The organism is Citrobacter sp. TBCP-5362 (assembly GCF_005406305.1).
Classification (GTDB): Bacteria; Pseudomonadota; Gammaproteobacteria; order Enterobacterales; family Enterobacteriaceae; genus Citrobacter_B; species Citrobacter_B koseri.
Window position 1 is genome coordinate 1,573,499 of record NZ_CP040234.1, and the last position, 24,637, is coordinate 1,598,135.

Sequence of the window (24,637 nt, forward strand, 5' to 3'; positions counted from 1 at the left end):
CATATATAAAAATGGAAAGTTGCGTTGATATATTCAAAATTGTGATAGGTCCATCCAGTTCAAGAACCGTGGGGCCAATGCGTGCGGCTTGCAATTTCATTTCGCAGCTAAAACGGCAGGATACGCTGCCGTTACTCAGGAATATTGAAATTGAATTGTTTGGCGCATTATCGTTAAGCCGTAAATGCCACAATGTTGATGCCGCGCTTTATCTGGGGTTGCTGGGAAATCAGCCGGAGAAGGTGGATTTACGTATGCAACTGACCGCCATCAGGCGTGCGGAAAATGACGGTATGCTTGACGTGCCAGCCCCGGCGAACAGTACGGTGACAGTGGCGGTGAAAATTATTGCGAATCACCATGCGCATCCCGGACATCCTTATGCGATGACCTTTCGCGCCAAAGATGATTACTTTACGTTATACGAGGAGACGTGGTTTTCGACCGGCGCCGGGCAGGTACGAAAATACGGTGAGTCTGCGCCCGTGGCGACAGATCAGACACGCGCCTCTCCCTTTGCCTTTCGCAACGCCGCGCAGTTGCAGACGCTGTGCCAACGCAACGGGCTTTCCGTTGCGGCGCTGATGATGAAAAATGAGCTGAACAGCCATTCTCAGCCCTCATTACAGCGCTATTTAACGCAGGTCTGGGAGATTATGAAGCAGGCCGTTCACCGTGGCCTGCATACCGAAGGGCTGCTTCCCGGCCCTTATCAGATCCCGCGTCGGGCCTGCGCATTGCATAAATCGTTGTGTATGAAGCCTTCGGCAGCGGATTTTCTGACGACCCTGAACTGGGTTAACGTGTTTGCTATTGCCGTGAGTGAAGAGAATGCGGCAGGCGGGCAGATTGTCACGGCGCCGACGAATGGCGCAAGCGGCATTATTCCGGCGGTACTAAGCTGGTACGATAAGTTTGTTTGTCCGCTGGACGCGGGCGCCATCACCCGTTTTTTTCTTACGGCAGGTGCCGTCGCGCTGTTGTTTAAACAGAATGCGTCGATTTTAGGATCGGAAGTGGGATGCCAGGGGGAAATCGGCGTCGCATGTTCGATGGCGGCGGCAGGGCTGGCGGAGCTGATGGGCGCATCCGTCGGGCAGGTATTAAGCGCTGCGGAAATTGCGATGGAGCACCATCTGGGGTTGACCTGCGATCCGGTTGGCGGGCAGGTGCAAATTCCCTGTATAGAAAGAAACGCCATCTCTGCCGTAAAAGCCATTAATGCGGCGACGATGGCGATGAGCCGCATCAGCGAGCCTTGTATTTCTCTGGATGAAATTATTGCCGCCATGTATGAAACCGGCAAAGACATGAGCGCAAAATATCGCGAGACTTACCACGGATGCCTCGGAAAAATTCAGCCAAGAAAAAGGTGCTAGTACATTGAAATACCAAACAATGAATAATGACGAGATCGTCTGGTCGCTCTGCGCGCGTATCAAGGAAACGCGGATTTCCCTGTCTATGACGCAACAGCAGCTTGCCGATCGCGCGCAGGTAGGCATCGCGACGATCAAGCGTATTGAGAAAGGCGCTGGCCTGAACCTCGATACGCTGATTTCTCTCCTGCGCGCGCTTGATAAACTGCACAATCTGGATGCGATTTTGTTTGAATCAGAAATGCGCAATTTTAGCGAGAGCGAGAGTGCCGGGCGACTTCAGATTCGCCAGCAGGTTGCTGATTTAAACCGGAAATCGTCTGCGCCGCAAGCCGATGACAATAACGATATTGCGGCGCTGGAAAAAGCCGTTTACTGGTGATCAGCTCAGCAGATGCTGTGCATGGAAGCGCAGATGATCCTCAATAAACGAGGCGATAAAGTAATAACTGTGGTCGTAGCCCGGTTGAATACGTAACGTCATCGGCCAGTCCTTCTGGCGCGCGGCTTCGGCCAGTACCGCCGGTTGTAGCTGATCGGCGAGGAACTGATCGTTATCGCCTTGATCAATCAGCGTTGGAATGGCGTGTTCCGGCTGGCTGGCGAGCATCAGCGCGCAACTGTCCCATTCAGCCCAGGCCGATCTCTCTTCCCCCAGATAGGCCGTAAACGCTTTTTCTCCCCACGGTACGCGGCACGGATTCACGATGGGCGCAAAGGCGGAAACGCTGGTGTATTTCCCCGGATTCTTCAGCGCCATGATCAATGCGCCGTGCCCGCCCATTGAATGTCCGCTGATCGCGCAACGTTCACCCACGTTAAACTGCGACTGGATCAGCGCCGGGAGTTCATCGCGCAGGTAGTCGTACATGCGGAAATGCGCGGCCCAGGGCTGCTGCGTCGCGTTGAGATAGAATCCCGCGCCTTTACCTAAATCATAACCTTCGTCATCGGCGACCTGTTCGCCGCGCGGACTGGTGTCCGGCATCACCAGCACAATGCCCAGTTCGGAGGCAATGCGTTGCGCACCGGCTTTGGTGGTGAAGTTCTCATCATTACAGGTTAACCCTGACAGCCAGTACAGCACCGGAGGTGGCGTTGTACTGCGGGGCGGCGGGAGAAAGATGCTGAATGTCATGGCGCAATTCAGCGTGGTGGAGTCGTGTCGCCAGCGTTGCTGCCAGCCTTCAAAACAACGGTGCTCTTCGAGCATATCCATGCGTGGCTCCTTTTGTGTTGAACCTGAATGAGTCGTGCAATTTCCCCATAATACAGATTATTCATTGTGCTGTGAGTAACTTTCACTTCCGCATTTATCTAACATGCTTCATCATCTACACAACTTTACATTAACACCTGGCGTCATGGCCCGTCAGATTTAGCGCGCGGAACCGCCGTGGGGAATCCGGGACATGAAAGGCAGCGGCGATTTCAATAATTATCGTTGTGAATACTGGATTATGTGCGCCGCCTCACGCACAATAAACGGGCTGCCAACAGCCTAAAAACTTTGCCCCACGCAGGGCAGAGGCGCCACACCTGCAGGAGAAGAATAAATGTCATCACTCAGTAAAGAAGCGGCCCTGGTTCATGAAGCGCTGGTTGCGCGTGGTCTGGAAACGCCGCTGCGCCCGCCCGTGCATGAGATGGATAACGAAACGCGCAAACGTCTTATTTCGGGGCATATGACCGAGATTATGCAGTTGCTGAATCTCGACTTGAGCGATGACAGTCTGATGGAAACGCCGCATCGCATCGCTAAAATGTATGTCGATGAGATTTTCTCCGGCCTTGATTACGCCAATTTCCCGAAGATCACCGTGATTGAAAACAAGATGAAAGTGGATGAAATGGTGACGGTGCGCGATATCACGCTTACCAGCACCTGCGAACACCATTTCGTCACGATCGACGGGAAAGCGACGGTGGCCTATATCCCGAAAGATTCGGTGATTGGCCTGTCGAAGATTAACCGTATTGTGCAGTTTTTTGCGCAGCGCCCGCAGGTTCAGGAGCGTCTGACCCAACAGATTCTGACCGCGCTGCAAACGCTGCTTGGCACCAATAACGTCGCGGTCTCAATTGACGCTGTGCATTACTGCGTGAAAGCGCGCGGCATTCGCGATGCGACCAGCGCCACCACCACGACTTCACTCGGCGGATTGTTTAAATCCAGCCAGAACACGCGCCAGGAGTTCCTGCGCGCCGTGCGTCACCACAACTGATCAGGGCAGGGAGTATGGAGCGTAATGTCACGCTGGATTTTATTCGTGGCGTCGCCATCCTCGGTATCCTGCTTCTTAATATCAGCGCCTTTGGCTTGCCAAAGGCGGCTTACCTTAATCCCGCCTGGTATGGCAAGATCACCGCGTCTGACGCATGGACGTGGGCGATCCTCGACCTGTTCGCGCAGGTAAAATTCCTTACGCTTTTTGCGCTGTTATTCGGCGCGGGTCTGCAAATGCTGCTGCCGCGCGGCAAACGCTGGATTCAGTCGCGTCTGACGCTGCTCGTCCTGTTGGGCTTTATCCACGGTTTGCTGTTCTGGGATGGCGACATTCTGCTGGCGTATGGCCTTGTCGGCCTGATTTGCTGGCGGCTGGTACGCGACGCGCCGTCGGTAAAAAGTTTATTTAATACCGGTATTTTGCTCTATCTGGCGGGGATCGGCGTGTTGCTGCTGTTAGGGTCCATCTCGGCGAGTGAAACCAGCCGCGCCTGGACGCCGGATGCCTCTGCCTTGTTGTATGAAAAATACTGGAAGATTAACGGCGGCATGGAGGCGGTCAGCAACCGGGTCGATCTGCTGTCGAACAGTCTGCTGGCGCTGGGAGCGCAGTATGGCTGGCAGCTGGCGGGAATGATGCTGCTGGGCGCGGCGCTGATGCGCAGCGGCTGGCTGAAGGGTCAGTACAGCCTGCAACACTACCGGCGTACGGGCGTATTGCTTGTCGTCGTCGGCGTGCTGATTAACCTTCCGGCCATTATTGTACAGTGGCGGCTGGACTGGGCGTATCGCTGGTGCGCTTTTCTGTTACAGGCGCCGCGTGAATTGAGCGCGCCGTTTCAGACTATAGGTTACACCGCGTTGATGCTGGGATTCTGGCCGCAGCTCAGCCGTTTTAAACTGGTCATTGCCATTGCCTGCGTAGGGCGGATGGCGTTGAGCAACTATCTGTTGCAGACGCTGATCTGCACCACGCTGTTCTACCAGTTCGGTTTATTTATGAAATTCGACCGACTGACGCTGCTGATATTCGTCATTCCTGTCTGGCTGGCGAACCTGCTTTTCTCCTGGATTTGGCTGCGTTTCTATCGGCAAGGGCCGGTGGAATGGCTATGGCGGCAATTAACCCTCCGTGCTTCCGGGACGTCATTATCGGGAACATCCAGATAACGATCTGGATCACATTCATTAACAAAACGCATGTAACCGTTTCCAGCCCTGTGACCTTACTCACGTAGTCCTGAACGAAGCGCTGACAAAATACCCACCTGCTAAACACAGGGTGTCTGTGAGCAACGGCAATCTCAAACAGGGTAGTGAATATGGTAACCATTCGTGATGTGGCACGTCAGGCTGGCGTTTCCGTAGCGACCGTTTCTCGCGTGCTGAATAACAGTGCGCTGGTCAGTCCCGATACGCGCGAAGCGGTAATGAAGGCGGTCACGCTGCTGGGTTACCGTCCTAATGCTAATGCGCAAGCGCTGGCGACGCAGATAAGCGACACCATCGGCGTGGTGGTGATGGACGTGTCAGATGCGTTTTTTGGCGCACTGGTCAAAGCGGTGGATGTGGTTGCCCAACAGCACAACAAATATGTGCTGATCGGCAACAGTTATCATGAGGCTGAAAAAGAGCGTCATGCCATCGAGGTTCTGATTCGCCAGCGCTGTAACGCATTGATTGTTCACTCGAAAGCATTAAGTGACCAGGAACTGGGGGCGTTTATGGACCAGATCCCAGGCATGGTGCTGATCAATCGTATTGTGCCGGGTTATGCCCACCGTTGCGTGTGCCTGGACAATATCAGCGGCGCAAAAATGGCGACCCGCATGCTGCTCAATAATGGTCATCAACGGATTGGTTATCTGGCTTCCAGCCACCGCATTGAAGATGACACGATGCGTAAAGAAGGGTGGTTGAGCGCGTTGCAGGAGCAGGGGATTACGCCGCCAGAAAGCTGGATTGGCACGGGTTCCCCGGACATGCAGGGCGGTGAAGCGGCGATGGTGGAACTGCTGGGGCGAAACCTGCAACTGACCGCCGTATTCGCCTATAACGACAGCATGGCCGCTGGCGCGCTCACGGCGTTAAAAGACAATGGCATTGCCATCCCGTTACATCTTTCCATCATCGGTTTTGATGATATTCCTATTGCCCGTTACACCGACCCGCAACTGACCACGGTGCGTTATCCCATTGCTTCTATGGCGAAAATGGCAACGGAACTGGCGTTGCAGGGCGCGGCCGGCACGCTGGATTCAACGGCGACGCACTGTTTTATGCCAACGCTGGTGCGTCGTCATTCGGTTGCGCTAAGACAGAATGCGGCCCCGATCACTAACCAGCAACGTCAGGGGATGTAACCGCTTTCAATATGTGAGTAAATTCACAGTATCTTAACAATACGATAGCTATGATGGCACCGTTTGAAGCACTGTAAATACTATGTAACGGTGAATAATCACTTTTAACGCATCGTCAGGGCATTAAACAGCAATTAAAGCATATTTTTGGAGCGTTACCGGGCACGGAAGAAAGATTTTTTAACAGTGAGCTTCGGCGTTCAGTAACACTTCATTAACGTTCTGCCCTGCCGAGCATTTTTCTCAAGTACTACCCTGCATAATAAAACCGGAGATACCATGAATAAGAAGGCGTTAACTCTGTCTGCTGTGATGGCAAGCATGTTATTTGGCGCGGCTGCGCACGCTGCTGATACTCGCATTGGTGTGACGATTTATAAATATGACGATAACTTTATGTCCGTCGTGCGTAAGGCTATCGAAAGAGACGCCCAGGCGGCGCCTGATGTGCAGTTGCTGATGAATGACTCGCAGAACGATCAGTCCAAGCAAAACGACCAGATCGACGTGCTGTTGGCAAAAGGGGTAAAAGCGCTGGCGATCAACCTGGTTGACCCGGCTGCGGCAGGTACGGTAATTGAGAAAGCGCGTGGTCAGAATGTCCCGATTGTGTTCTTCAACAAAGAACCTTCCCGCAAAGCGCTGGATAGCTATGACAAAGCCTATTACGTCGGCACTGACTCCAAAGAATCCGGTATCATCCAGGGCGATCTGATCGCTAAACACTGGCAGGCTAACCAGGGTTGGGATCTGAACAAAGATGGCCAAATCCAGTTCGTACTGCTGAAAGGCGAGCCGGGCCACCCGGATGCTGAAGCGCGTACCACCTATGTTATCAAAGAGCTGAACGACAAAGGCATCAAAACTGAGCAGCTGCAAATGGATACCGCAATGTGGGATACCGCAATGGCGAAAGACAAGATGGACGCATGGCTGTCCGGCCCGAACGCCAACAAAATTGAAGTGGTTATCGCGAATAACGACGCAATGGCGATGGGCGCGGTAGAAGCGCTGAAAGCGCACAATAAAACCAGCGTTCCGGTATTCGGCGTGGATGCGTTACCTGAAGCGCTGGCGCTGGTGAAATCCGGCGCGCTGGCAGGTACCGTGCTGAATGATGCCAACAACCAGGCGAAAGCCACCTTTGATCTGGCGAAAAACCTGGCCGATGGTAAAGGCGCGGCTGACGGCACCGACTGGAAAATCGAGAACAAAATTGTTCGCGTTCCGTACGTAGGTGTTGATAAAGACAATCTGGCTGAGTTTACCAACAAGTAATTCGTATATCGTTTTCTTTGGGCGCAATAACATTGCGCCCTTTATTAACGCACTCTGCGAGGCCAACAAGGTATAATTATGGTCAGCACTACTACTCCGTCGTCAGGCGAATACTTGTTGGAAATGAGCGGCATCAACAAGTCTTTTCCCGGCGTAAAGGCACTTGATAATGTTAATTTAAAAGTCCGCCCGCACTCGATTCACGCCTTAATGGGGGAGAATGGCGCAGGAAAATCAACATTATTAAAATGCCTTTTTGGGATCTATCAAAAAGATTCCGGTAGCATTTTATTTCAGGGGAAAGAGATCGATTTTCATTCTGCCAAAGAAGCTCTGGAGAATGGTATTTCGATGGTTCACCAGGAGCTAAACCTGGTGTTACAGCGCTCCGTCATGGATAACATGTGGTTAGGGCGTTACCCAACCAAAGGTATGTTTGTCGATCAGGATAAAATGTACCGGGATACCAAAGCGATATTTGATGAGCTGGATATTGATATCGATCCGCGTGCGCGTGTCGGGACATTATCCGTTTCACAAATGCAGATGATCGAAATTGCGAAGGCGTTTTCCTACAATGCCAAAATTGTGATCATGGATGAGCCGACCTCTTCATTAACGGAAAAAGAGGTTAACCATCTGTTCACTATTATTCGCAAACTGAAGGAGCGCGGCTGCGGTATTGTGTATATCTCGCATAAAATGGAAGAGATTTTCCAGCTGTGCGATGAAGTCACCGTCTTGCGCGACGGCCAGTGGATTGCGACGCAGCCGCTGGAAGGGCTGAATATGGACAAGATCATCGCCATGATGGTGGGTCGTTCCCTGAACCAGCGTTTCCCGGACAAGCAAAACAAGCCGGGAGAGGTCATTCTGGAAGTGCGTAACCTGACGTCTCTGCGCCAGCCGTCGATCCGCGACGTCTCTTTTGATCTGCATAAAGGGGAAATTCTCGGGATTGCGGGTCTGGTAGGGGCAAAGCGTACCGATATTGTTGAAACGCTTTTTGGTATCCGGGAAAAATCATCGGGTACGATTACGCTGCACGGCAAAAAGATTAATAACCACAACGCGAATGAAGCCATTAATCACGGTTTCGCGCTGGTAACGGAAGAACGTCGTTCAACTGGGATCTACGCGTATCTGGATATTGGTTTTAACTCTTTAATTTCCAACATCCGCAATTACAGAAATAAAGTCGGTTTACTGGATAATTCCCGCATGAAGAGCGATACCCAGTGGGTTATTGACTCAATGCGCGTGAAAACGCCAGGTCATCGCACGCAAATTGGCTCTCTTTCGGGGGGCAACCAGCAGAAGGTCATTATCGGCCGGTGGCTGTTAACGCAGCCAGAAATATTAATGCTGGATGAGCCAACGCGCGGTATTGATGTCGGCGCAAAATTTGAAATCTATCAACTGATTGCGGAACTGGCGAAAAAAGAGAAGGGGATTATTATCATTTCTTCCGAAATGCCGGAATTGTTAGGGATTACAGATCGTATTCTGGTAATGAGCAATGGCCTTGTTGCCGGGATTGTTGACACAAAAACAACAACGCAAAACGAAATTCTGCGTCTTGCGTCTTTGCACCTTTAAGATCAGGGGCTCCTCATGAGTGCGTTAAATAAGAAAAGTTTTCTTACTTATCTGAAAGAAGGCGGAATTTACGTTGTTCTTTTAGTCTTGCTGGCCATTATTATTTTCCAGGACCCTACATTTTTAAGTCTGCTGAACTTAAGTAACATTCTGACGCAGTCCTCCGTGCGTATTATCATCGCGCTGGGTGTGGCAGGGTTGATTGTCACCCAGGGGACTGACCTGTCTGCGGGGCGTCAGGTTGGCCTGGCGGCCGTGGTCGCCGCAACGCTGTTGCAGTCCGTGGAAAACGCCAATAAGGTCTTCCCGGAAATGGCCACCATGCCGATTCCGCTGGTGATCCTGATTGTCTGCGCAATTGGGGCCGTCATTGGTCTGCTTAACGGCATTATCATTGCGTACCTTAATGTGACGCCGTTCATCACGACCCTGGGCACGATGATTATCGTTTATGGCATCAACTCCCTGTATTACGACTTCGTCGGGGCGTCGCCGATTTCGGGGTTTGATAGCGGGTTCTCGACGTTTGCGCAGGGCTTTATTGCGCTGGGCAGTTTCCGGCTCTCCTACATTACCTTCTATGCGCTGATTGCGGTGGCGTTTGTCTGGATCCTGTGGAATAAAACCCGTTTCGGTAAGAACATTTTCGCTATCGGCGGCAACCCGGAAGCGGCAAAAGTGTCCGGCGTTAACGTGGGGCTGAACCTGCTGATGATCTATGCGTTGTCCGGTGTGTTCTACGCATTCGGCGGTTTGCTGGAAGCGGGGCGTATCGGTTCTGCGACCAACAACCTCGGCTTTATGTATGAGCTGGATGCGATTGCCGCCTGCGTGGTCGGCGGCGTGTCGTTTAGCGGCGGCGTCGGGACGGTATTCGGCGTTGTGACCGGTGTGATTATCTTTACCGTCATCAACTACGGTCTGACCTATATCGGCGTGAACCCTTACTGGCAGTACATCATTAAAGGCGGCATCATTATCTTCGCGGTGGCGCTGGACTCGCTGAAATACGCCCGTAAGAAGTAATTACCGGCATGAAAAAGCCCGAAGCAGGCAACTGTTTCGGGCTTTTTTGTTTCTGCGCGTTATCTAAAGAACATAAAATAAATGCCTGCGGCGAGCGTACAAACCGACATGCACAGATATAACCCGATGTAGCTCCAGTAAAGGAGAGGGGTTTCTGCACGGTAGGCGTATACGGGTTCGCGGGCGTTCCTGACGATTTTATCCACGGCGCCAGAGCGCCAGCCTTTGTAGGCTTCCCGTAAGCTAAACAGCATCACCATCAGGACGGCGATGACCACAAAGATCGTTTTCCCTTCCACGCTTATTTTCCTTGTTTCTTTTGCAGTTCCAGCAATTGCTCAGGCGTTACTGCCGGGTAGCCCTGGGCGTCATCCGGCACCTGATGCATTGTTGGAATGGGAACTAACGGGCCTAAGAAGCGAGGTTCCCGTTTGAAAATATAGAGGTCCGCCAGCGCGCCGAATCGGGCGCCAAATTCACGTACGCGTACCGTTAACATATCTTTTGGCGACGGCACCGCATAGCACTGAGCCTGAATTCCCATATGCAGCGCAATAAACAGCGCGCGTTCACAGTGGAAACGCTGGGTAATGATGATGAAGTCGTTGGTATCAAACACTTTGCGCGTGCGCACAATGGAGTCCAGCGTGCGAAAACCGGCATAATCGAGCACGATGTCGGCAGGATCAACGCCCCCGGCGATCAGATCCTTACGCATCGTCATCGGTTCGTTATAGCTTTGCAGCGCGTTATCGCCGCTGAGCAGCAGATAATTGACCTTGCCGCTGTTGTAGGCGTTTAACGCGCCCTGAATGCGGTAGCGGTAATACTGATTAATGACGCCGGTGCGATAGTATTTTGCGGTGCCTAATACCACTCCCACCTGGCGGTAGGGGAGATCCTGTAATTCGTCGTAAATATAGGGCGCGGTTTTCCAGCTCATCCATCTGTCGAGACCAAGCACAGTCAACAGCAGCAAGCCGATCAGGACTAACAGGCTGTAAAACACGCGCTTTAACATGCAGAGAACTCGATAAAGGGATGAAATTTCAATCAGGCTACTGTACCCGCTGTCGAAGCGCAAGAAACAGCAGTCTGATTGGGGGGATTTTAGACATTCTTGCCATTTGCATGTTGCCCGATGGCGCTGTGCTTATCGGGCCTACGCACATTGCGTGTTCCAGGGCTTAACCCAGCAGTACGCGGTCGATATTATTGCAGCCTAATGCTTTCAGCGTGGCGGCGGTGGCATCCCACTGGATTAACGGCGCGTCGGCTTTCTCCGCCAGAATTGCGCGCTGAATATCTGGATAGTCATACCCGTTCAGGTTCAGCAGATTCAGTGCGCCCTGCAAAGGCGGCAGCGTAGGGTTAAAGGCGGCGTTCTCGGCATAGCTGCCGGTGAAAATACGCCCGTCTTTGCATTCCAGCGCCACGCCGCTTGGGGAGTGGCTGTAAGGCATATGACATTTATTGGCGGCGGCAATCGCTGCCTGAGTCAGCGCGTCGCCCTCCAGCGCGAAACCGTGATCCTGCTCGTCCATCAGCAGCGTTTTGATCTCCAGGTCTTTCGGGCCGAAAGCGTCAGGCAGATAGTCGCGTAAGGTATGCGGTACGCGCCCCGGCAGGTGGATACGCAGATCCAGGCCGCTGTTCAGTTCGTTCATAAACTGACGGCAATGACCGCAAGGGGTGTAGTTAACCGTGATGGCGGCGAGCCCTTTTTCACCGCGCAGCCAGGCATGGCCGATCGCGCTTTGCTCGGCATGAACGGTTTGCTGCATCGTCGCGCCCAGGAACTCCATATTCCCACCGAAATACCAGGCTCCACTGATGCCGCGCGCGATAGCGCCAACGTTGAAGTGGGAAAGGTCGGTGCGTGCGCAGGCGGCAGCCAGCGGCAGGAGCGCGAAAGCCAGCGCGTCTTCGTCCAGCCCCGATTCACGCTTAAGCGTCGAGACCTGCTCCGCAGTCAGCATGGCGGGAAAATGCTCATCTGCCAGAATCGGCGCCAGCGCTGATTGCAGATTATCCGCAAGTTGGCCAAAAGCAGTTTGAAAACGTGGATGCATGGCGTTGCCTCATAACAATGTAATGGAATCGTAGTTTACGGAGCTGTTACGGCTTTATATGTGATCCAAATCTCATTGTGATTGCAACTTGTGAAACTTAAATTAAAAATGCGCGACGCATCGCAAATTTTAACCCGCTACCGCCAGAATAATCGGGAAGAGAAATGGCGCCAGCAGCGAGGTGATGATCCCGCAGATCACCAGCGCCAGCGAACTGAACGCCCCTTCCTGGTAATCCAGCTCGGCGCAGCGCGCAGTGCCCAGGGCGTGCGAGGCGGTTCCCATTGCCAGACCGCGTGCGGCTTTGGTACGGATACGCATGAGGTTGAGCAGGGTATGACCAAATACGGCACCCAGTATCCCGACGAAAATAACGCAGACGGCGCTAATGGCGGGAATGCCGCCGATGCTGCCGCCCACCGCCATTGCGATTGGGGTTGTGACCGATTTCGGTAATACCGATGCGGCGATTTCCGGCGTGGCGCCCATCAGTAAGGCGACAGTGGTTCCGGTCACCATGGCGACCACGCTGCCGACGAAGCAGATCGTGATGATGGATTTCCAGCGGGCGCGGATCTGGTGCAGTTGTTCATATAAAGGGTACGCCAGCGCCACGACGGCGGGTTGCAGCAGGTCGTTGAGCACCTCGCTGCCTTTGAAATAGTGATCGTAAGGAATGCCGGTCAGTATCAGAAACGGGATGATGACCACCATGGCAACCAGCAACGGGTTAAGCAACGGCATCTTAAAGCGCGCAGCCAGTTTGCGGGCGGCGAAAAAGACCGCCAGCGTCAGGGGTAACGACCACCAGATATACGACATCATTTTTTCGATCCTTTCTGCCCTAACACTTTTCGTTCACCGTGTACGATATGCGAACTCCAGCTCACGACCAGGAAAACAACCAGCGTACTGATCGCACAGGAGACCACCACCGGGCCAAACTGCGCGCGCAGCAAATCGAAGTACTGCATGACGCCGACGCCAATCGGCACAAACAGCAGCGCCATGTAACGGATCAGGACATAGCACCCCGGGTTTACCCACTTCGCTGGCAGAATTTGTAGCGCCAGTAAAACAAACAGAATCAACATGCCGATGATGCTGCCGGGAATCGTAATAGGAAGCAGCGATGCAATGAAAATACCCGCATACAAACAGGCATATATCAGTACAAATGCGCGTAAATACTGCCAGATGATATTCAGTGATTTACTCATGGTAAAAGCCCTTGATGAAACAGATTCATCATACAATTAAACTTTAAAACGTGCTACCGATCACATCATGAATTCTGAGCATAGTGGAAATAGACAACGGGAACATCGGGCAACGCCCCGTTGCCCGCGCTAAACCTGCGCCAGAAAATGCAGAAAACGACTCAACGCGAGAGAAGGGGTCTCGTTCTTGCGCCAGAACATGCCCACGCTGCCTTTCTGTTCTATTTTCGGCAGGTTTAAGATAGCCAACTGGCCCTGGCTGGCATAGCGTTGCGCCAGGCGTAGAGAAAGAATAGAGATCATATCGCTGCTTTGCAGCAAATTGGTGCTGACGTTCATCGAGGCGGATTCGATGGTGTTTTCCGGCAGCATCACGCCGTTGTCCACCAGGGCGTTATCAATGCTGATGCGAATTGGCGTACCGGTCGGCCAGACAATCCAGCGCCAGTGGGCGAGGTCGTTCCAGGAAAGCGTGGCGTGTGAGGCCAGAGGATGATGGGGGCGGGCGACAAAGCAGACCGGTTCGGTGTAGAGCACCTGATAGTTTAACGGCAGCTGGAGTGCCCGACCGCCCACGCGGCCTACCACCACGTCCAGCGACCCGGCGAGCAGATCGTGTAAAAGCGGGGTCATGACTTTCTCTTCAATATTCAGGTGCAGCGTCGGCATCTCATTGAGCAGGCAGAGGATCGCCTGCGACACGCAGTCTGTCGCGACCGGTGAACAGCCGATTTTCAGGCTTCCCACCAGCCCACCTTGCTTAAAGCGCGCGATCTCATACTGCGAACGTTCCATATCGTTGATGAGCCGCTGCGCATGCTGGAGCAACAGCTTGCCCCCTTCTGAAGGGCGTAATCCCTTGCTGTGGCGTTCAAAAAGCGTGATTCCGATCTCATCTTCAAGCTGTGACAGCCACTTCGACAGCGCGGGCTGGGTGATGTTCATCATTCGCGCAACGTGGGTCAGATTCCCTTGTTCCCCCAGCGCGACCAGCATTTGCAGGTGGTGCAGCTTCAATTTTTGCGCCCAATTCGCCATTTGATATAACCCCCAGGTTATGCCTCTGCCCGAAATGCCATTGTACATTTCATCGCCATGATTACAAACTTGCAACATACAAAAAACAAAAATGACATCTACCTTACCTGCACCGAGGCATTCACTATGACTCAACGACGTGATCTACAAGCACTGATTGACGCCGCCCCCGTCGGCAAAATGCAGTGGCGCGTTATCATCTGCTGCTTTCTGGTGGTAATGCTCGACGGCTTTGATACGGCCGCAATTGGCTTTATTGCGCCGGATATCCGTACGCACTGGCAATTGAGCGCCAGCGATCTGGCTCCGCTGTTCGGCGCGGGTCTGCTGGGGCTGACGGCAGGGGCGCTATTGTGCGGCCCGCTGTCAGACCGTTTTGGCCGTAAACGGGTGATTGAACTGTGCGTGGCGCTGTTTGGCGCCTTGAGCCTGCTTTCCGCCTTCTCGCCGGATTTGCAAACGCTGGTGGTACTGCGCTTTTTAACCGGGCTAGGGCTGGGCGGCGCGATGCCGAATACCATCACGATGACGTCGGAATATCTTCCCGCCCGCCGTCGCGGGGCGCTGGTGACGCTGATGTTCTGCGGGTTTACCCTTGGTTCGGCGATGGGCGGCATCGTCAGCGCGCAACTGGTGCCGCTGATTGGCTGGCACGGCATTCTGGTGCTCGGCGGCGTATTGCCCTTAATGCTGTTCTTCGCCTTGCTGTTTGTTCTGCCCGAGTCGCCACGCTGGCAGGTGCGTCGTCAGCGCCCGCAGGCGGCGATTGCCAGAACGGTTAGCGCCATCACCGGTGAACGCTACGACAATACGCATTTCTATCTTCATGAGGCCGCCGCCATTTCAAAAGGCAGTATCCGCCAGCTTTTTGTCGGGCGTCAGCTTCCCATTACCCTGATGTTATGGGTCGTGTTCTTCATGAGCCTGCTCATTATCTACCTGCTCTCCAGCTGGATGCCGACGCTCCTGAATCACCGGGGAATCGATTTGCAGCATGCCTCCTGGGTCACTGCCGCATTCCAGGTCGGCGGTACGCTCGGCGCGCTGTTACTCGGCGTACTGATGGACAAACACAATCCGTTCCGGGTGCTGGCCGTGAGCTACGCGCTGGGCGCGGTCTGCATCGTGATGATTGGCCTGAGCGAAAACGGACTGTGGCTGATGGCGCTGGCGATTTTTGGTACGGGCATTGGCATCAGCGGATCGCAGGTGGGGTTGAATGCCTTAACTGCGACGCTGTACCCGACTCAAAGCCGTGCAACCGGCGTGAGCTGGTCTAATGCCGTCGGGCGCTGCGGCGCCATTGTCGGTTCGCTCTCCGGCGGCATGATGATGGCGATGAATTTCTCTTTCGATACGCTGTTTTTCGTCATCGCGATTCCGGCAGCCATTAGCGCGGTGATGCTCGCCATGTTGACGGCGGTTGTCCGCCACTCTGCCTCTGAACCTGACGTGCTGCCCCGGGCAGGCGTCGTGAACGAATAAGGAGAACCTCCATGTCTGAAGTGAATCAGGATGTTAAACACAACCGTCAGCAGTTTTATCAGCACATTTCCGGGCAAAACCTGACGCCGCTCTGGGAGTCGCTGCACCACCTGGTGCCGCAAACGCCGAACGCCAATTGCGCGCCTGCGTACTGGAACTATCAGGAGATCCGCCCGCTGTTGCTGGAAAGCGGCAACCTGATTGGCGCGAAAGAGGCTGTCCGCCGGGTGCTGGTGCTGGAAAACCCGGCGCTGCGCGGACAGTCGTCAATTACCGCGACGCTGTACGCAGGGCTGCAATTGATTTTACCGGGCGAGGTGGCGCCGAGTCATCGCCACAACCAGTCAGCGCTGCGTTTTATTGTGGAAGGGCAAGGCGCGTTCACCGCCGTTGACGGCGAGCGGACGCAGATGCACCCGGGCGACTTTATTCTGACGCCGCAGTGGCGCTGGCACGATCACGGCAACCCTGGCGACGAGCCGGTGGTATGGCTGGACGGTCTGGATCTGCCGCTGGTGAATATGCTGGGCTGCGGGTTTGCGGAAGATTACCCGGAAGAACAGCAGCCGGTGACGCGCAAAGAAGGTGATTACCTGCCGCGCTACGCCGCCAACATGCTGCCGCTACGCCACCAGGTCGGCAATTCCTCGCCGATTTTCAACTACCGCTACGACCGTAGCCGTGAAGCGCTGCATGACCTGACCCGGATGGGGGAACCTGACGAGTGGGATGGCTACAAGATGCGCTATGTCAACCCGGTCACCGGGGGCTATCCGATGCCTTCGATGGGCGCGTTTTTGCAACTGGTGCCGAAAGGGTTTGCGTCGCGCGTGGCGCGCACGACCGACAGCACCATTTATCACGTTGTGGAAGGTTCCGGGCAGGTCACCATTGGCAATGAGACGTTCCACTTCACGGCGAAAGATATCTTTGTGGTGCCGACATGGCACGGGGTGTCGTTCCAGACCACGGAAGATACCGTTTTATTCAGTTTTTCGGACAAACCGGTTCAGGAAGCCCTCGGCTTGTTCCGCGAAGCGCGTGATTAAATTGGGAGAGAAAAAATGAGCAAATATGTATTCGAACCTCAGGCGCCAGTCGCGGTGCCGGTTGTTGGCAGCGATGAGCAATTCCCGGTTCGCCGCGTCTACTGCGTTGGCCGTAACTACGCCGCCCATGCCCGTGAGATGGGATTCGATCCCGATCGTGAGCCGCCGTTCTTCTTCTGCAAACCGGCCGATGCGGTCGTACCGGTTGCGGCTGGCGAAACGCTGGCGCTGGCCTATCCGTCGCAGACCGATAACTATCACTATGAAATTGAACTGGTGGTGGCGATAGGCAAGCAGGGCAGCGATATTCCGCTTGAGCAGGCGCATGAGTATGTCTGGGGCTATGCCACCGGGCTGGATATGACCCGCCGCGACCGCCAGATGGAAATGCGTCAGATGGGGCGCCCGTGGGAAATCGGCAAAGCGTTTGATTTGTCCGCGCCGATTGCGCCGCTGCATAAAGCGACCGATGTGGCAGACGTCAACAACGCGCCGATTTGGTTACAGGTAAACGGGGAAGATCATCAGCGCAGCGATATTCGCCATCTGATCTGGTCCGTCAATGAAACCATCAGCTACCTGTCCGGCTTTTTTGAACTGCAACCGGGCGACCTGATTTTCACCGGCACGCCGGAAGGGGTTGGGGCAGTGGTGAAAGGGGATGTGATTACCGGCAATGTGGAAGGGTTAACGCCGATCGCCGTGAAGATTGTCTGAGGTGAATGATGAAGCTGTACAGTTTTTTTAATAGCTCGGCGTCTTATCGCGTGCGTATCGCGCTGGCATTAAAAGGCATCGATTATGAGACGGTGGGCGTCAACATTCGTATCGGCCAGCAGAATGCGCTGAGCTACCGACGGATGAACCCGATCGGGCTGGTGCCGACGCTGGTGACTGATGACGGTGAATCTCTCGGGCAATCGCTGGCAATCATCGACTGGCTGGATCGCCACTTCCCGAAGACGCCGTTGCTGCCGCAGGTCGATCCGGCGCGCAGCCAGGCGCTGGAAATTGTCTATGCCATTGCCTGTGATATTCACCCGGTGAACAACCTGCGCGTACTGCGCTACCTGACTGACGAGCTGAAGATCGGCGAAGAAGACAAGAAACGCTGGTACGCCCACTGGGTGCAACAAGGGCTTAGCGCGGTGGAACAGCTGTTGCGCCAGGGGCAGTCCGGGCAGTTTTGCGTGGGGGATGCGCCCACGCTGGCGGATTGCTGCCTGATTCCACAATGGGCCAATGCGCTGCGAATGGGATGCGACCTGAGCGGTTATCCGCGCTGCAAGGCGGTTTATGACGCCTGCACCCGGCTTCCGGCCTTTATCGCCGCTGCCCCCGAAAATCAACAAGACAAAATTTCAGCCTGATAAGGAGAACGACAATGGCTAAAGTGACAAGCGCAATTATCGTGGGTGGCGGTATTGGCGGCGCAGCGACCGCGCTGTCGCTGGCGCGCCAGGGCATTAAAGTGATGCTGCTGGAAAAGGCTCATGAAATTGGTGAGATTGGGGCGGGGATTCAGCTCGGGCCGAATGCGTTTTCCGCGCTGGACAGCCTCGGCGTTGGCGAAGTGGCTCGCCAGCGCGCGGTCTTTACCGATCATATTACGATGATGGACGCCGTGAATGCCGAAGAGGTCGTGCGCATTGAAACCGGCCAGGCCTTTCGCGACCATTTTGGCGGCCCGTATGCCGTGATTCACCGGGTGGATATTCATGCCACCGTCTGGGAAGCGGCGCTGACCCATCCGGGCGTGGAGTACCGGACTTCAACGAATATTGTCGATATCCGCCAGACGCCGGATGATGTAACGGTGTTTGACGAGCAGGGGAATAGCTGGACGGCAGATATTCTGCTGGGCTGCGATGGTGTGAAATCGGTCGTGCGCCAGAGTCTACTTGGCGATACGCCGCGCGTGACCGGGCATGTGGTGTACCGGGCCGTGGTGGAGTGCGACGACATGCCGGAAGATTTGCGCATCAACGCGCCGGTACTGTGGGCCGGGCCGCACTGCCATCTGGTGCATTATCCGTTGCGCGGCGGGAAACAGTACAATCTGGTGGTGACGTTCCATAGCCGTCAGCAGGAGGAGTGGGGCGTGAAAGACGGAAGCAAAGAAGAGGTGCTCTCTTATTTTGCCGGGATTCACCCGCGTCCGCGTCAAATGCTCGACAAACCCACCTCCTGGCGCCGTTGGGCGACCGCTGACCGGGAACCGGTAGAGAAATGGGGAACCGACCGCATCACGCTGGTGGGCGACGCCGCGCACCCGGTTGCGCAATATATGGCGCAGGGCGCCTGCATGGCGCTGGAAGATGCCGTTACGCTGGGTAAAGCGCTGGAGCGTTGTCATGGCGATGCGCAGCAGGCCTTTGCGTTGTATGAGTCGGTGCGTATTCCCCGCACGGCGCGAATTGTCTGGTCAACCCGCGAGATGGGGCGCGTCTACCATGCCGCAGGCGTGGAGCGACAGGTGCGTAATCTGCTGTGGAAAGGCAAATCCCAGCAGGAGTTTTATCGCGGCATTGAGTGGCTGTATGGCTGGAAGGAAGATAACTGCCTTGAGCCGCGCTGAGAGACTTTAAACCGCACCACAGAGGCGCTACCATAGCGCCTCTTTTTTTGCAGGTAACGAAATGCTATGCGTGTTTTACTGGCGCCGATGGAAGGCGTGCTCGACTCTCTGGTGCGCGAGCTACTGACCGAGGTTAATGATTACGATCTGTGCATCACGGAGTTTTTGCGCGTGGTGGATCAGCTTCTGCCGGTAAAAGTGTTTCATCGCATCTGCCCGGAACTGCACAATGCCAGCCGCACGGCGTCCGGCACAGTCGTGCGTATTCAACTGCTGGGGCAATACCCGCAGTGGCTGGCGGAAAACGCCGCCCGCGCGGTGGAGCTGGGCTCATACGGCGTGGATTTAAACTGCGGCTGTCCGTCTAAAATGGTGAACGGCAGCGGAGGCGGGGCGACGTTGCTCAAAGATCCTGAGCTTATCTATCAGGGGGCAAAAGCGATGCGCGAAGCCGTGCCTGCGCATTTACCGGTCACGGTGAAGGTGCGTCTGGGCTGGGACAGCGGCGAAAGAAAATTTGAAATTGCCGATGCCGTCCAGCAGGCAGGGGCGACAGAGCTTGTCGTGCATGGGCGCACCAAAGAGCAGGGTTATAAAGCCGAACATATTGACTGGCAGGCGATTGGCGAGATCCGCCAGCGACTCACTATTCCGGTTATCGCCAATGGTGAAATCTGGGACTGGCAGAGCGCGCAAGAGTGTGTGGCGGTCAGCGGCTGCGACGCGGTGATGATGGGACGTGGAGCGTTAAATATCCCGAATCTCAGCCGCGTGGTGAAATATAACGAACCGCGTATGCCCTGGCCGGAAGTGGTTTTACTGCTGCAAAAATACACCCGGCTGGAAAAGCAGGGGGATACCGGGCTGTATCATGTCGCGCGTATTAAGCAGTGGCTGGGGTATTTGCGTAAGGAATATACGGAAGCCACCGCGCTATTTCAGGAAATCCGAGCGCTTAATAATTCCCCTGATATTGCTCGCGCCATTCAGTCCATTGATATTTAAATCGCCTTATCTGGCCGCGTGCCTGATGGCGCTTCGCTTATCAGGCCTACACAGTCTGTGTAGGCCGGATAAGACGGTACGTCGCCATCCGGCAGCGGTCAGCGGTTCGACAGGGAATTACGCAAAGGGTAAATATCATTTCATGAAATGCTTTAACCATAATCATCTGTTTCAATTATAATTTTCTAATTATATTTTTCCTTTTCCAAAGATGTATTGCCACGCGTAACTAAAAAACAGGACGCAACACCACGTAATCTCTGCGCACCTTTTCTTACCAGAACGTCTCCATGAACCGCGATTCTCTCCTGGCCACAACGGTGTGCCTGTCTCTTTTTACGCTGCTGGCGGGTTGCGCGCCGATGCACGATACCCGCCAGTCGCTGACGCGACAAACGCCTGCTGCACAGGTTGATTCACCATTACCGACGGCAATAAAAAACGGTTGGCCGGACAGCCAGTGGTGGAAGGCGTACCACGATCCCCAGCTTGATGCCTTAATTGACAACGCATTACAGCATTCTCCTGATATGCAGGTGGCTGAACAGCGTATACAACTCGCCGAGGCGCAGGCGAAGGCGGTTGAAGCGCAGGATGGCCCCCGGCTGGATTTCTCTGCGGATGTTGAGCGCCAGAAAATGTCTGCGGAAGGGTTGATGGGGCCGTTTGCCATCACCGATCCGGCGGCGGGAACCACCGGGCCGTGGTACACCAACGGGACGTTCGGCTTAACCGCCGGTTGGGATCTGGATCTCTGGGGCAAGAATCGGGCTGAAGTCAGCGCGAGAATCGGCGTAGTGAAAGCGCGTGAAGCGGAACAGGCGCAAACCCGGCAACTGCTGGCAAGCGGCGTCGCGCGTTTATACTGGGAATGGCAGACGCAGGTGGCGCTTAAAGCGGTGCTGACGCAAATCGAACATGAACAGCAAAACGTCATTACGGTTGATCGCCAGCTGTATCAAAACGGTATTACCTCCTCGGTCGAAGGGGGGGAAACCGATATTGATGCCGGTAAAACGCAGCAGCAGCTAAATGATGTGGCCGGTAAAATGAAGATTATTGAGGCGCGTCTGAGTGCGCTGACCAATGCGCAATCGGCCTCGCTGACCCTGCATACGGTTGCTCTGCCAGTGACTGAAAGCCAGTTGCCCGCTCAGTTGAGCTATGAACTTCTGGCTCGCCGACCCGATTTACAGGCGGCGCACTGGTACATTGAGTCCTCTTTAGGCAGCGTTGACGCCGCAAAAGCAGCGTTTTATCCCGATATCAACCTGATGGCGTTTTTGCAACAGGACGCCCTGCACCTGAGCGATCTGTTTCGCCATTCCGCACAGCAGATGGGCGTCACCGCCGGGCTGACGCTGCCGATCTTTGACAGCGGCAGGCTGAACGCCAGTCTTGATATCGCGAAAGCGCAAAATAATCTCTCTGTCGCGAATTACAACAAAGCGGTGGTGGATGCGGTGAATGATGTGGCGCGCGCCGCCAGTCAGGTTGAAACGATGGCTGAAAAAAATCAGCACCAACGGCAGATTGAGCATGACGCACAGCGGGTGGTTGGTCTGGCACAGGCGCGGTTTAATGCCGGAATTATTGCGGGCTCCCGCGTCAGCCAGGCGAAGATCCCGGCGCTGCGGGAACATTGCAACGGCCTGATTTTGCAAGGGCAATGGCTGGATGCGTCCATCCAGCTCACCAGCGCGCTGGGCGGCGGTTATCATCTTTGAGCGTCGTGCCGGATGGCGCTTTAATGCAGGCCAAATAAGGCGTTCACGCCGCCATCCGGCGTGAAGCGCTACGGCGCATCAGGCTTATTGCGCCGTTTTAACCACCAGCGAGCGCCAAAAACCAGCCCAACCACCAGCGCCAGCCAAATCACATGCTTTATATGCTGGTCGAAACTGTGCAGCCACGGCGCGATCACCTCGCCGCCAATATAGCCCAGGGTGGTAAACAGCAAAGCCCAGATCATCGCTCCCAGAATATTCAGCGGCAGAAAGATTTTAGGCGGCAGATGGCTGGCGCCAATCAATAGCGGCCCAATAATGCGAAAGCCGTACATAAATCGGGAACCGATCACAAACAGGTACGGGCGGCGCTGGATCATTTTCTGCGCCAGATGAATTTTGGCGCGATGTCGGGAAAAGCGCCGCAAAATTTTGCCGCCATAGCGACGACCCAACAAATAGAGCACCTGATCGCCAATCATGCCGCCGAGTGCGACAGAGAGCACCACCAGAGGGAATTTAAGCAATCCCTGATGGGCTGCCACGCCGCCTAACAGGGTGATGGTCTCGCCTTCCGCCATACTGCCAATAATCAGCGCGGCGTAACCGTAATGCGTGATAAGACTGTTGATATCCATACGTGAAAACGACCTCCCGCCTTTAGCATACACCCTATCAATGTTTATGGCCGGAAAAGGCGCGACGTTAGCGCATCGGTTTTTATGCGCTGTACATAAAATAATCGAAAGCTGAATTATACTTGAAGTGTTGAGATCCAGAGCTGACAAGCAGGGGGGCGGTATGAACCATGTCTGGGGGCTATTTTCCCATCCCGATCGTGAAATGCGCGTGATCAAAAGCGAAAACGAAACGGTGTCGCATCACTATACTCACCATGTGCTGCTGATGGCGGCGATCCCGGTGATTTGCGCCTTTATCGGCACCACGCAAATTGGCTGGAATTTTGGTGATGGCAATGTGCTGCGCTTGTCTCTGTTTACGGGGCTGGCGTTCGCGGTTCTGTTTTACGGCATGATGCTGGCTGGGGTTGCCGTGATGGGGCGGGTCATCTGGTGGATGGCGCGCAACTACCCGCAACGGCCTTCCCTGGGACACTGTATGGTCTTTGCCGGGTATGTTGCAACGCCGCTGTTTTTAAGTGGTCTGGTGGCGCTTTATCCGCTGGTGTGGCTCTGTGCGTTAGTCGGTACTGTCGCACTGTTTTATACCGGCTATCTGCTGTATCTCGGCATCCCGACATTCCTGAATATCAGTAAAGAGGAAGGTCTGAGCTTTTCCAGTTCGACGCTGGCTATCGGCGTGCTGGTACTGGAAGTGCTGCTGGCGATGACGGTGATCCTGTGGGGATATGGATACCGGTTATTCTGAGATATGAAAAGAATTCGGGTCGCAGGAGGGCGATAAATGGACAATAGCAGCGCGCCTGCGCCCCGAAACAGGGAAGAGACGGGTGTAAAAGCCAGCATGCAGCATTTCGTGACGATTCTCTTATGGCGACAACGCTGTCGGGTCGCTATGATGCCGGAGCTAGCTTGAGTAAAATCCTGGCTCAGGCGGTGTACGTTCTACGTGCGTGAATCATTATCAGAAATCTCATCATGCTGAAATTCCGAGTTTCATTATTTAGCCTTGCCCTGATGCTGGCTGTCCCTTTTGCGCCACACGCTGTGGCGAAAACCGCGGCTGCCGCCGTAGCGTCTCAACCGGAAATTGCTTCTGGAAGCGCGATGATTGTTGATCTGAACACCAACAAAGTGATCTATTCGAACCACCCGGATCTTGTGCGTCCGATTGCGTCGATCACCAAATTAATGACGGCGATGGTGGTGCTTGATGCGCGACTGCCGCTGGATGAAAAACTGAAAGTCGATATCAGCCAGACGCCGGAAATGAAAGGCGTTTACTCACGCGTGCGTCTGAACAGTGAAATCAGCCGTAAAAATATGTTGCTGCTGGCGCTGATGTCTTCGGAAAACCGGGCGGCGGCAAGCCTGGCGCATCATTATCCGGGGGGCTATAACGCTTTTATTAAAGCGATGAATGCTAAAGCCAAAGCGTTGGGCATGACCCACACCCGTTTTGTGGAGCCGACGGGACTGTCGATTCATAACGTATCGACCGCCCGTGACCTGACGAAACTGTTGATTGCCAGCAAGCAGTACCCGCTGATTGGTCAGTTAAGCACCACGCGTGAGGATATGGCGACCTTTGCAAACCCGGCGTACACCTTGCCGTTTCGCAATACGAATCACCTGGTGTACCGCGATAACTGGAATATTCAGTTGACCAAGACCGGGTTTACCAACGCTGCCGGTCATTGCCTGGTGATGCGCACGATGATCAACAACAAACCGGTGGCGTTAGTGGTGATGGATGCCTTTGGCAAATATACCCATTTTGCCGATGCCAGCCGTTTACGCACCTGGATTGAAACCGGCAAAGCGATGCCCGTTCCGGCCGCCGCGTTGAGTTACAAAAAGCAGAAAGCCGCGCAGATGGCCGCAGCAGGCGAGCAGACCGCGCAAAACGATTGAATTTTTTGATATATGCCTTATCCGGCCTACAGTTTG

25 protein-coding genes are annotated in these 24,637 nt (G+C 54.5%); 17 read left to right on the forward strand and 8 right to left on the reverse strand.

From position 1 onward, the window contains the following. Positions 1–11: 11 nt before the first annotated feature. On the forward strand, positions 12–1,379 hold the full coding sequence (locus FD428_RS07570; RefSeq protein ID WP_114848223.1) for an L-serine ammonia-lyase: 1,368 nt from the start codon (positions 12–14) through the stop codon (positions 1,377–1,379). Between the two features lie 4 nt (positions 1,380–1,383). Then, positions 1,384–1,761, forward strand: a complete 378-nt coding sequence (locus FD428_RS07575; protein ID WP_024130176.1) for a helix-turn-helix transcriptional regulator — start codon at positions 1,384–1,386, stop codon at positions 1,759–1,761. Here the strand turns inward: FD428_RS07575 and fghA are convergent, their stop codons facing one another. Then, positions 1,762–2,598 (reverse strand): S-formylglutathione hydrolase, encoded by an 837-nt coding sequence (gene fghA / locus FD428_RS07580; RefSeq protein ID WP_114848222.1) that lies wholly within the window; start codon positions 2,596–2,598, stop codon positions 1,762–1,764. 337 nt (positions 2,599–2,935) lie between these two features. On the opposite strand from fghA, the gene folE reads away from it, so the two are divergent. The 6 genes from folE to mglC all read left to right on the forward strand — a co-directional run bounded on the left by folE (position 2,936) and on the right by mglC (position 9,872). Then, positions 2,936–3,604 carry a GTP cyclohydrolase I FolE gene (gene folE / locus FD428_RS07585; RefSeq protein ID WP_012131616.1) on the forward strand — a complete coding sequence of 223 codons (669 nt, stop codon included), beginning with the start codon at positions 2,936–2,938 and terminating at the stop codon, positions 3,602–3,604. Between the two features lie 14 nt (positions 3,605–3,618). After that, positions 3,619–4,776, forward strand: a complete 1,158-nt coding sequence (gene yeiB / locus FD428_RS07590) for a DUF418 domain-containing protein YeiB (protein WP_047462500.1) — start codon at positions 3,619–3,621, stop codon at positions 4,774–4,776. 152 nt (positions 4,777–4,928) lie between these two features. Then, positions 4,929–5,969 (forward strand): HTH-type transcriptional regulator GalS, encoded by a 1,041-nt coding sequence (gene galS / locus FD428_RS07595; RefSeq protein WP_012131618.1) that lies wholly within the window; start codon positions 4,929–4,931, stop codon positions 5,967–5,969. A 279-nt stretch (positions 5,970–6,248) separates the two neighbouring features. Next, positions 6,249–7,247: a galactose/glucose ABC transporter substrate-binding protein MglB gene (gene mglB / locus FD428_RS07600; protein ID WP_012131619.1), complete on the forward strand. Its 999-nt coding sequence runs from the start codon at positions 6,249–6,251 to the stop codon at positions 7,245–7,247. Positions 7,248–7,325: 78 nt separating this feature from the next. Next, a complete protein-coding gene (gene mglA / locus FD428_RS07605) occupies positions 7,326–8,846 on the forward strand; it encodes a galactose/methyl galactoside ABC transporter ATP-binding protein MglA (protein ID WP_114848221.1) in 1,521 nt (506 codons plus the stop codon). A 15-nt stretch (positions 8,847–8,861) separates the two neighbouring features. Next, entirely contained in the window at positions 8,862–9,872 is a 1,011-nt protein-coding gene (gene mglC / locus FD428_RS07610) for a galactose/methyl galactoside ABC transporter permease MglC (protein WP_012131621.1), read from the forward strand. A 59-nt stretch (positions 9,873–9,931) separates the two neighbouring features. On the opposite strand, the gene FD428_RS07615 is transcribed toward mglC, so the two are convergent. The 6 genes from FD428_RS07615 to FD428_RS07640 all read right to left on the reverse strand — a co-directional run bounded on the left by FD428_RS07615 (position 9,932) and on the right by FD428_RS07640 (position 14,202). Continuing rightward, positions 9,932–10,171, reverse strand: coding sequence for a DUF2542 family protein (locus tag FD428_RS07615; protein ID WP_071258985.1), 240 nt, complete (start codon positions 10,169–10,171; stop codon positions 9,932–9,934). Between the two features lie 2 nt (positions 10,172–10,173). Continuing rightward, complete coding sequence (sanA, locus tag FD428_RS07620; RefSeq protein ID WP_012131623.1) at positions 10,174–10,893, reverse strand: outer membrane permeability protein SanA; 720 nt, start codon at positions 10,891–10,893, stop codon at positions 10,174–10,176. A gap of 166 nt (positions 10,894–11,059) precedes the next feature. Beyond that, positions 11,060–11,944: a cytidine deaminase gene (gene cdd / locus FD428_RS07625; protein WP_104868449.1), complete on the reverse strand. Its 885-nt coding sequence runs from the start codon at positions 11,942–11,944 to the stop codon at positions 11,060–11,062. 129 nt (positions 11,945–12,073) lie between these two features. After that, positions 12,074–12,769: a CidB/LrgB family autolysis modulator gene (locus FD428_RS07630; protein WP_071258980.1), complete on the reverse strand. Its 696-nt coding sequence runs from the start codon at positions 12,767–12,769 to the stop codon at positions 12,074–12,076. Continuing rightward, positions 12,766–13,164, reverse strand: coding sequence for a CidA/LrgA family protein (locus FD428_RS07635; protein WP_012131626.1), 399 nt, complete (start codon positions 13,162–13,164; stop codon positions 12,766–12,768). Before FD428_RS07635 ends, FD428_RS07630 begins: the two co-directional genes overlap by 4 nt. A gap of 129 nt (positions 13,165–13,293) precedes the next feature. Then, positions 13,294–14,202, reverse strand: a complete 909-nt coding sequence (locus tag FD428_RS07640; protein ID WP_024130178.1) for a LysR substrate-binding domain-containing protein — start codon at positions 14,200–14,202, stop codon at positions 13,294–13,296. A 126-nt stretch (positions 14,203–14,328) separates the two neighbouring features. On the opposite strand from FD428_RS07640, the gene FD428_RS07645 reads away from it, so the two are divergent. The 7 genes from FD428_RS07645 to mdtQ all read left to right on the forward strand — a co-directional run bounded on the left by FD428_RS07645 (position 14,329) and on the right by mdtQ (position 22,046). Continuing rightward, entirely contained in the window at positions 14,329–15,687 is a 1,359-nt protein-coding gene (locus tag FD428_RS07645) for an aromatic acid/H+ symport family MFS transporter (RefSeq protein ID WP_058669418.1), read from the forward strand. A gap of 11 nt (positions 15,688–15,698) precedes the next feature. Beyond that, on the forward strand, positions 15,699–16,736 hold the full coding sequence (gene gtdA / locus FD428_RS07650; protein WP_114848220.1) for a gentisate 1,2-dioxygenase: 1,038 nt from the start codon (positions 15,699–15,701) through the stop codon (positions 16,734–16,736). Positions 16,737–16,751: 15 nt separating this feature from the next. Further along, complete coding sequence (locus FD428_RS07655; protein WP_012131630.1) at positions 16,752–17,453, forward strand: fumarylacetoacetate hydrolase family protein; 702 nt, start codon at positions 16,752–16,754, stop codon at positions 17,451–17,453. Between the two features lie 8 nt (positions 17,454–17,461). Next, positions 17,462–18,106, forward strand: coding sequence for a maleylacetoacetate isomerase (maiA, locus tag FD428_RS07660; protein ID WP_114848219.1), 645 nt, complete (start codon positions 17,462–17,464; stop codon positions 18,104–18,106). Positions 18,107–18,120: 14 nt separating this feature from the next. Further along, positions 18,121–19,314, forward strand: a complete 1,194-nt coding sequence (locus tag FD428_RS07665) for a 3-hydroxybenzoate 6-monooxygenase (RefSeq protein ID WP_012131632.1) — start codon at positions 18,121–18,123, stop codon at positions 19,312–19,314. Positions 19,315–19,380: 66 nt separating this feature from the next. Then, positions 19,381–20,319 (forward strand): tRNA dihydrouridine(16) synthase DusC, encoded by a 939-nt coding sequence (gene dusC, locus FD428_RS07670; RefSeq protein ID WP_114848218.1) that lies wholly within the window; start codon positions 19,381–19,383, stop codon positions 20,317–20,319. Between the two features lie 290 nt (positions 20,320–20,609). Further along, a complete protein-coding gene (mdtQ, locus tag FD428_RS07675) occupies positions 20,610–22,046 on the forward strand; it encodes a multidrug resistance outer membrane protein MdtQ (RefSeq protein ID WP_114848217.1) in 1,437 nt (478 codons plus the stop codon). Positions 22,047–22,114: 68 nt separating this feature from the next. Here the strand turns inward: mdtQ and FD428_RS07680 are convergent, their stop codons facing one another. After that, positions 22,115–22,684 (reverse strand): DedA family protein, encoded by a 570-nt coding sequence (locus FD428_RS07680; RefSeq protein WP_049011492.1) that lies wholly within the window; start codon positions 22,682–22,684, stop codon positions 22,115–22,117. 163 nt (positions 22,685–22,847) lie between these two features. Between FD428_RS07680 and FD428_RS07685 the strand changes: the two genes are divergently transcribed. Together FD428_RS07685 and pbpG are read left to right on the forward strand one after the other, a co-directional pair. Then, positions 22,848–23,435, forward strand: coding sequence for a Yip1 family protein (locus FD428_RS07685; protein WP_012131637.1), 588 nt, complete (start codon positions 22,848–22,850; stop codon positions 23,433–23,435). 230 nt (positions 23,436–23,665) lie between these two features. Continuing rightward, positions 23,666–24,601, forward strand: a complete 936-nt coding sequence (gene pbpG / locus FD428_RS07690; RefSeq protein ID WP_012131638.1) for a D-alanyl-D-alanine endopeptidase — start codon at positions 23,666–23,668, stop codon at positions 24,599–24,601. Positions 24,602–24,637 lie beyond the last annotated feature (36 nt).

Excerpts from the sequence above, each read along its gene's own strand:
- FD428_RS07570 (WP_114848223.1), top strand. The coding sequence starts at position 12 with ATGGAAAGTTGCGTTGATATATTCAAAATTGTGATAGGTCCATCCAGT.
- fghA (WP_114848222.1), bottom strand. The coding sequence starts at position 2,598 with ATGGATATGCTCGAAGAGCACCGTTGTTTTGAAGGCTGGCAGCAACGC.
- folE (WP_012131616.1), top strand. The coding sequence starts at position 2,936 with ATGTCATCACTCAGTAAAGAAGCGGCCCTGGTTCATGAAGCGCTGGTT.
- yeiB (WP_047462500.1), top strand. The coding sequence starts at position 3,619 with ATGGAGCGTAATGTCACGCTGGATTTTATTCGTGGCGTCGCCATCCTC.
- galS (WP_012131618.1), top strand. The coding sequence starts at position 4,929 with ATGGTAACCATTCGTGATGTGGCACGTCAGGCTGGCGTTTCCGTAGCG.
- mglB (WP_012131619.1), top strand. The coding sequence starts at position 6,249 with ATGAATAAGAAGGCGTTAACTCTGTCTGCTGTGATGGCAAGCATGTTA.
- mglA (WP_114848221.1), top strand. The coding sequence starts at position 7,326 with ATGGTCAGCACTACTACTCCGTCGTCAGGCGAATACTTGTTGGAAATG.
- mglC (WP_012131621.1), top strand. The coding sequence starts at position 8,862 with ATGAGTGCGTTAAATAAGAAAAGTTTTCTTACTTATCTGAAAGAAGGC.
- sanA (WP_012131623.1), bottom strand. The coding sequence starts at position 10,893 with ATGTTAAAGCGCGTGTTTTACAGCCTGTTAGTCCTGATCGGCTTGCTG.
- cdd (WP_104868449.1), bottom strand. The coding sequence starts at position 11,944 with ATGCATCCACGTTTTCAAACTGCTTTTGGCCAACTTGCGGATAATCTG.
- FD428_RS07630 (WP_071258980.1), bottom strand. The coding sequence starts at position 12,769 with ATGATGTCGTATATCTGGTGGTCGTTACCCCTGACGCTGGCGGTCTTT.
- FD428_RS07635 (WP_012131626.1), bottom strand. The coding sequence starts at position 13,164 with ATGAGTAAATCACTGAATATCATCTGGCAGTATTTACGCGCATTTGTA.
- FD428_RS07640 (WP_024130178.1), bottom strand. The coding sequence starts at position 14,202 with ATGGCGAATTGGGCGCAAAAATTGAAGCTGCACCACCTGCAAATGCTG.
- FD428_RS07645 (WP_058669418.1), top strand. The coding sequence starts at position 14,329 with ATGACTCAACGACGTGATCTACAAGCACTGATTGACGCCGCCCCCGTC.
- gtdA (WP_114848220.1), top strand. The coding sequence starts at position 15,699 with ATGTCTGAAGTGAATCAGGATGTTAAACACAACCGTCAGCAGTTTTAT.
- FD428_RS07655 (WP_012131630.1), top strand. The coding sequence starts at position 16,752 with ATGAGCAAATATGTATTCGAACCTCAGGCGCCAGTCGCGGTGCCGGTT.
- maiA (WP_114848219.1), top strand. The coding sequence starts at position 17,462 with ATGAAGCTGTACAGTTTTTTTAATAGCTCGGCGTCTTATCGCGTGCGT.
- FD428_RS07665 (WP_012131632.1), top strand. The coding sequence starts at position 18,121 with ATGGCTAAAGTGACAAGCGCAATTATCGTGGGTGGCGGTATTGGCGGC.
- dusC (WP_114848218.1), top strand. The coding sequence starts at position 19,381 with ATGCGTGTTTTACTGGCGCCGATGGAAGGCGTGCTCGACTCTCTGGTG.
- mdtQ (WP_114848217.1), top strand. The coding sequence starts at position 20,610 with ATGAACCGCGATTCTCTCCTGGCCACAACGGTGTGCCTGTCTCTTTTT.
- FD428_RS07680 (WP_049011492.1), bottom strand. The coding sequence starts at position 22,684 with ATGGATATCAACAGTCTTATCACGCATTACGGTTACGCCGCGCTGATT.
- FD428_RS07685 (WP_012131637.1), top strand. The coding sequence starts at position 22,848 with ATGAACCATGTCTGGGGGCTATTTTCCCATCCCGATCGTGAAATGCGC.
- pbpG (WP_012131638.1), top strand. The coding sequence starts at position 23,666 with ATGCTGAAATTCCGAGTTTCATTATTTAGCCTTGCCCTGATGCTGGCT.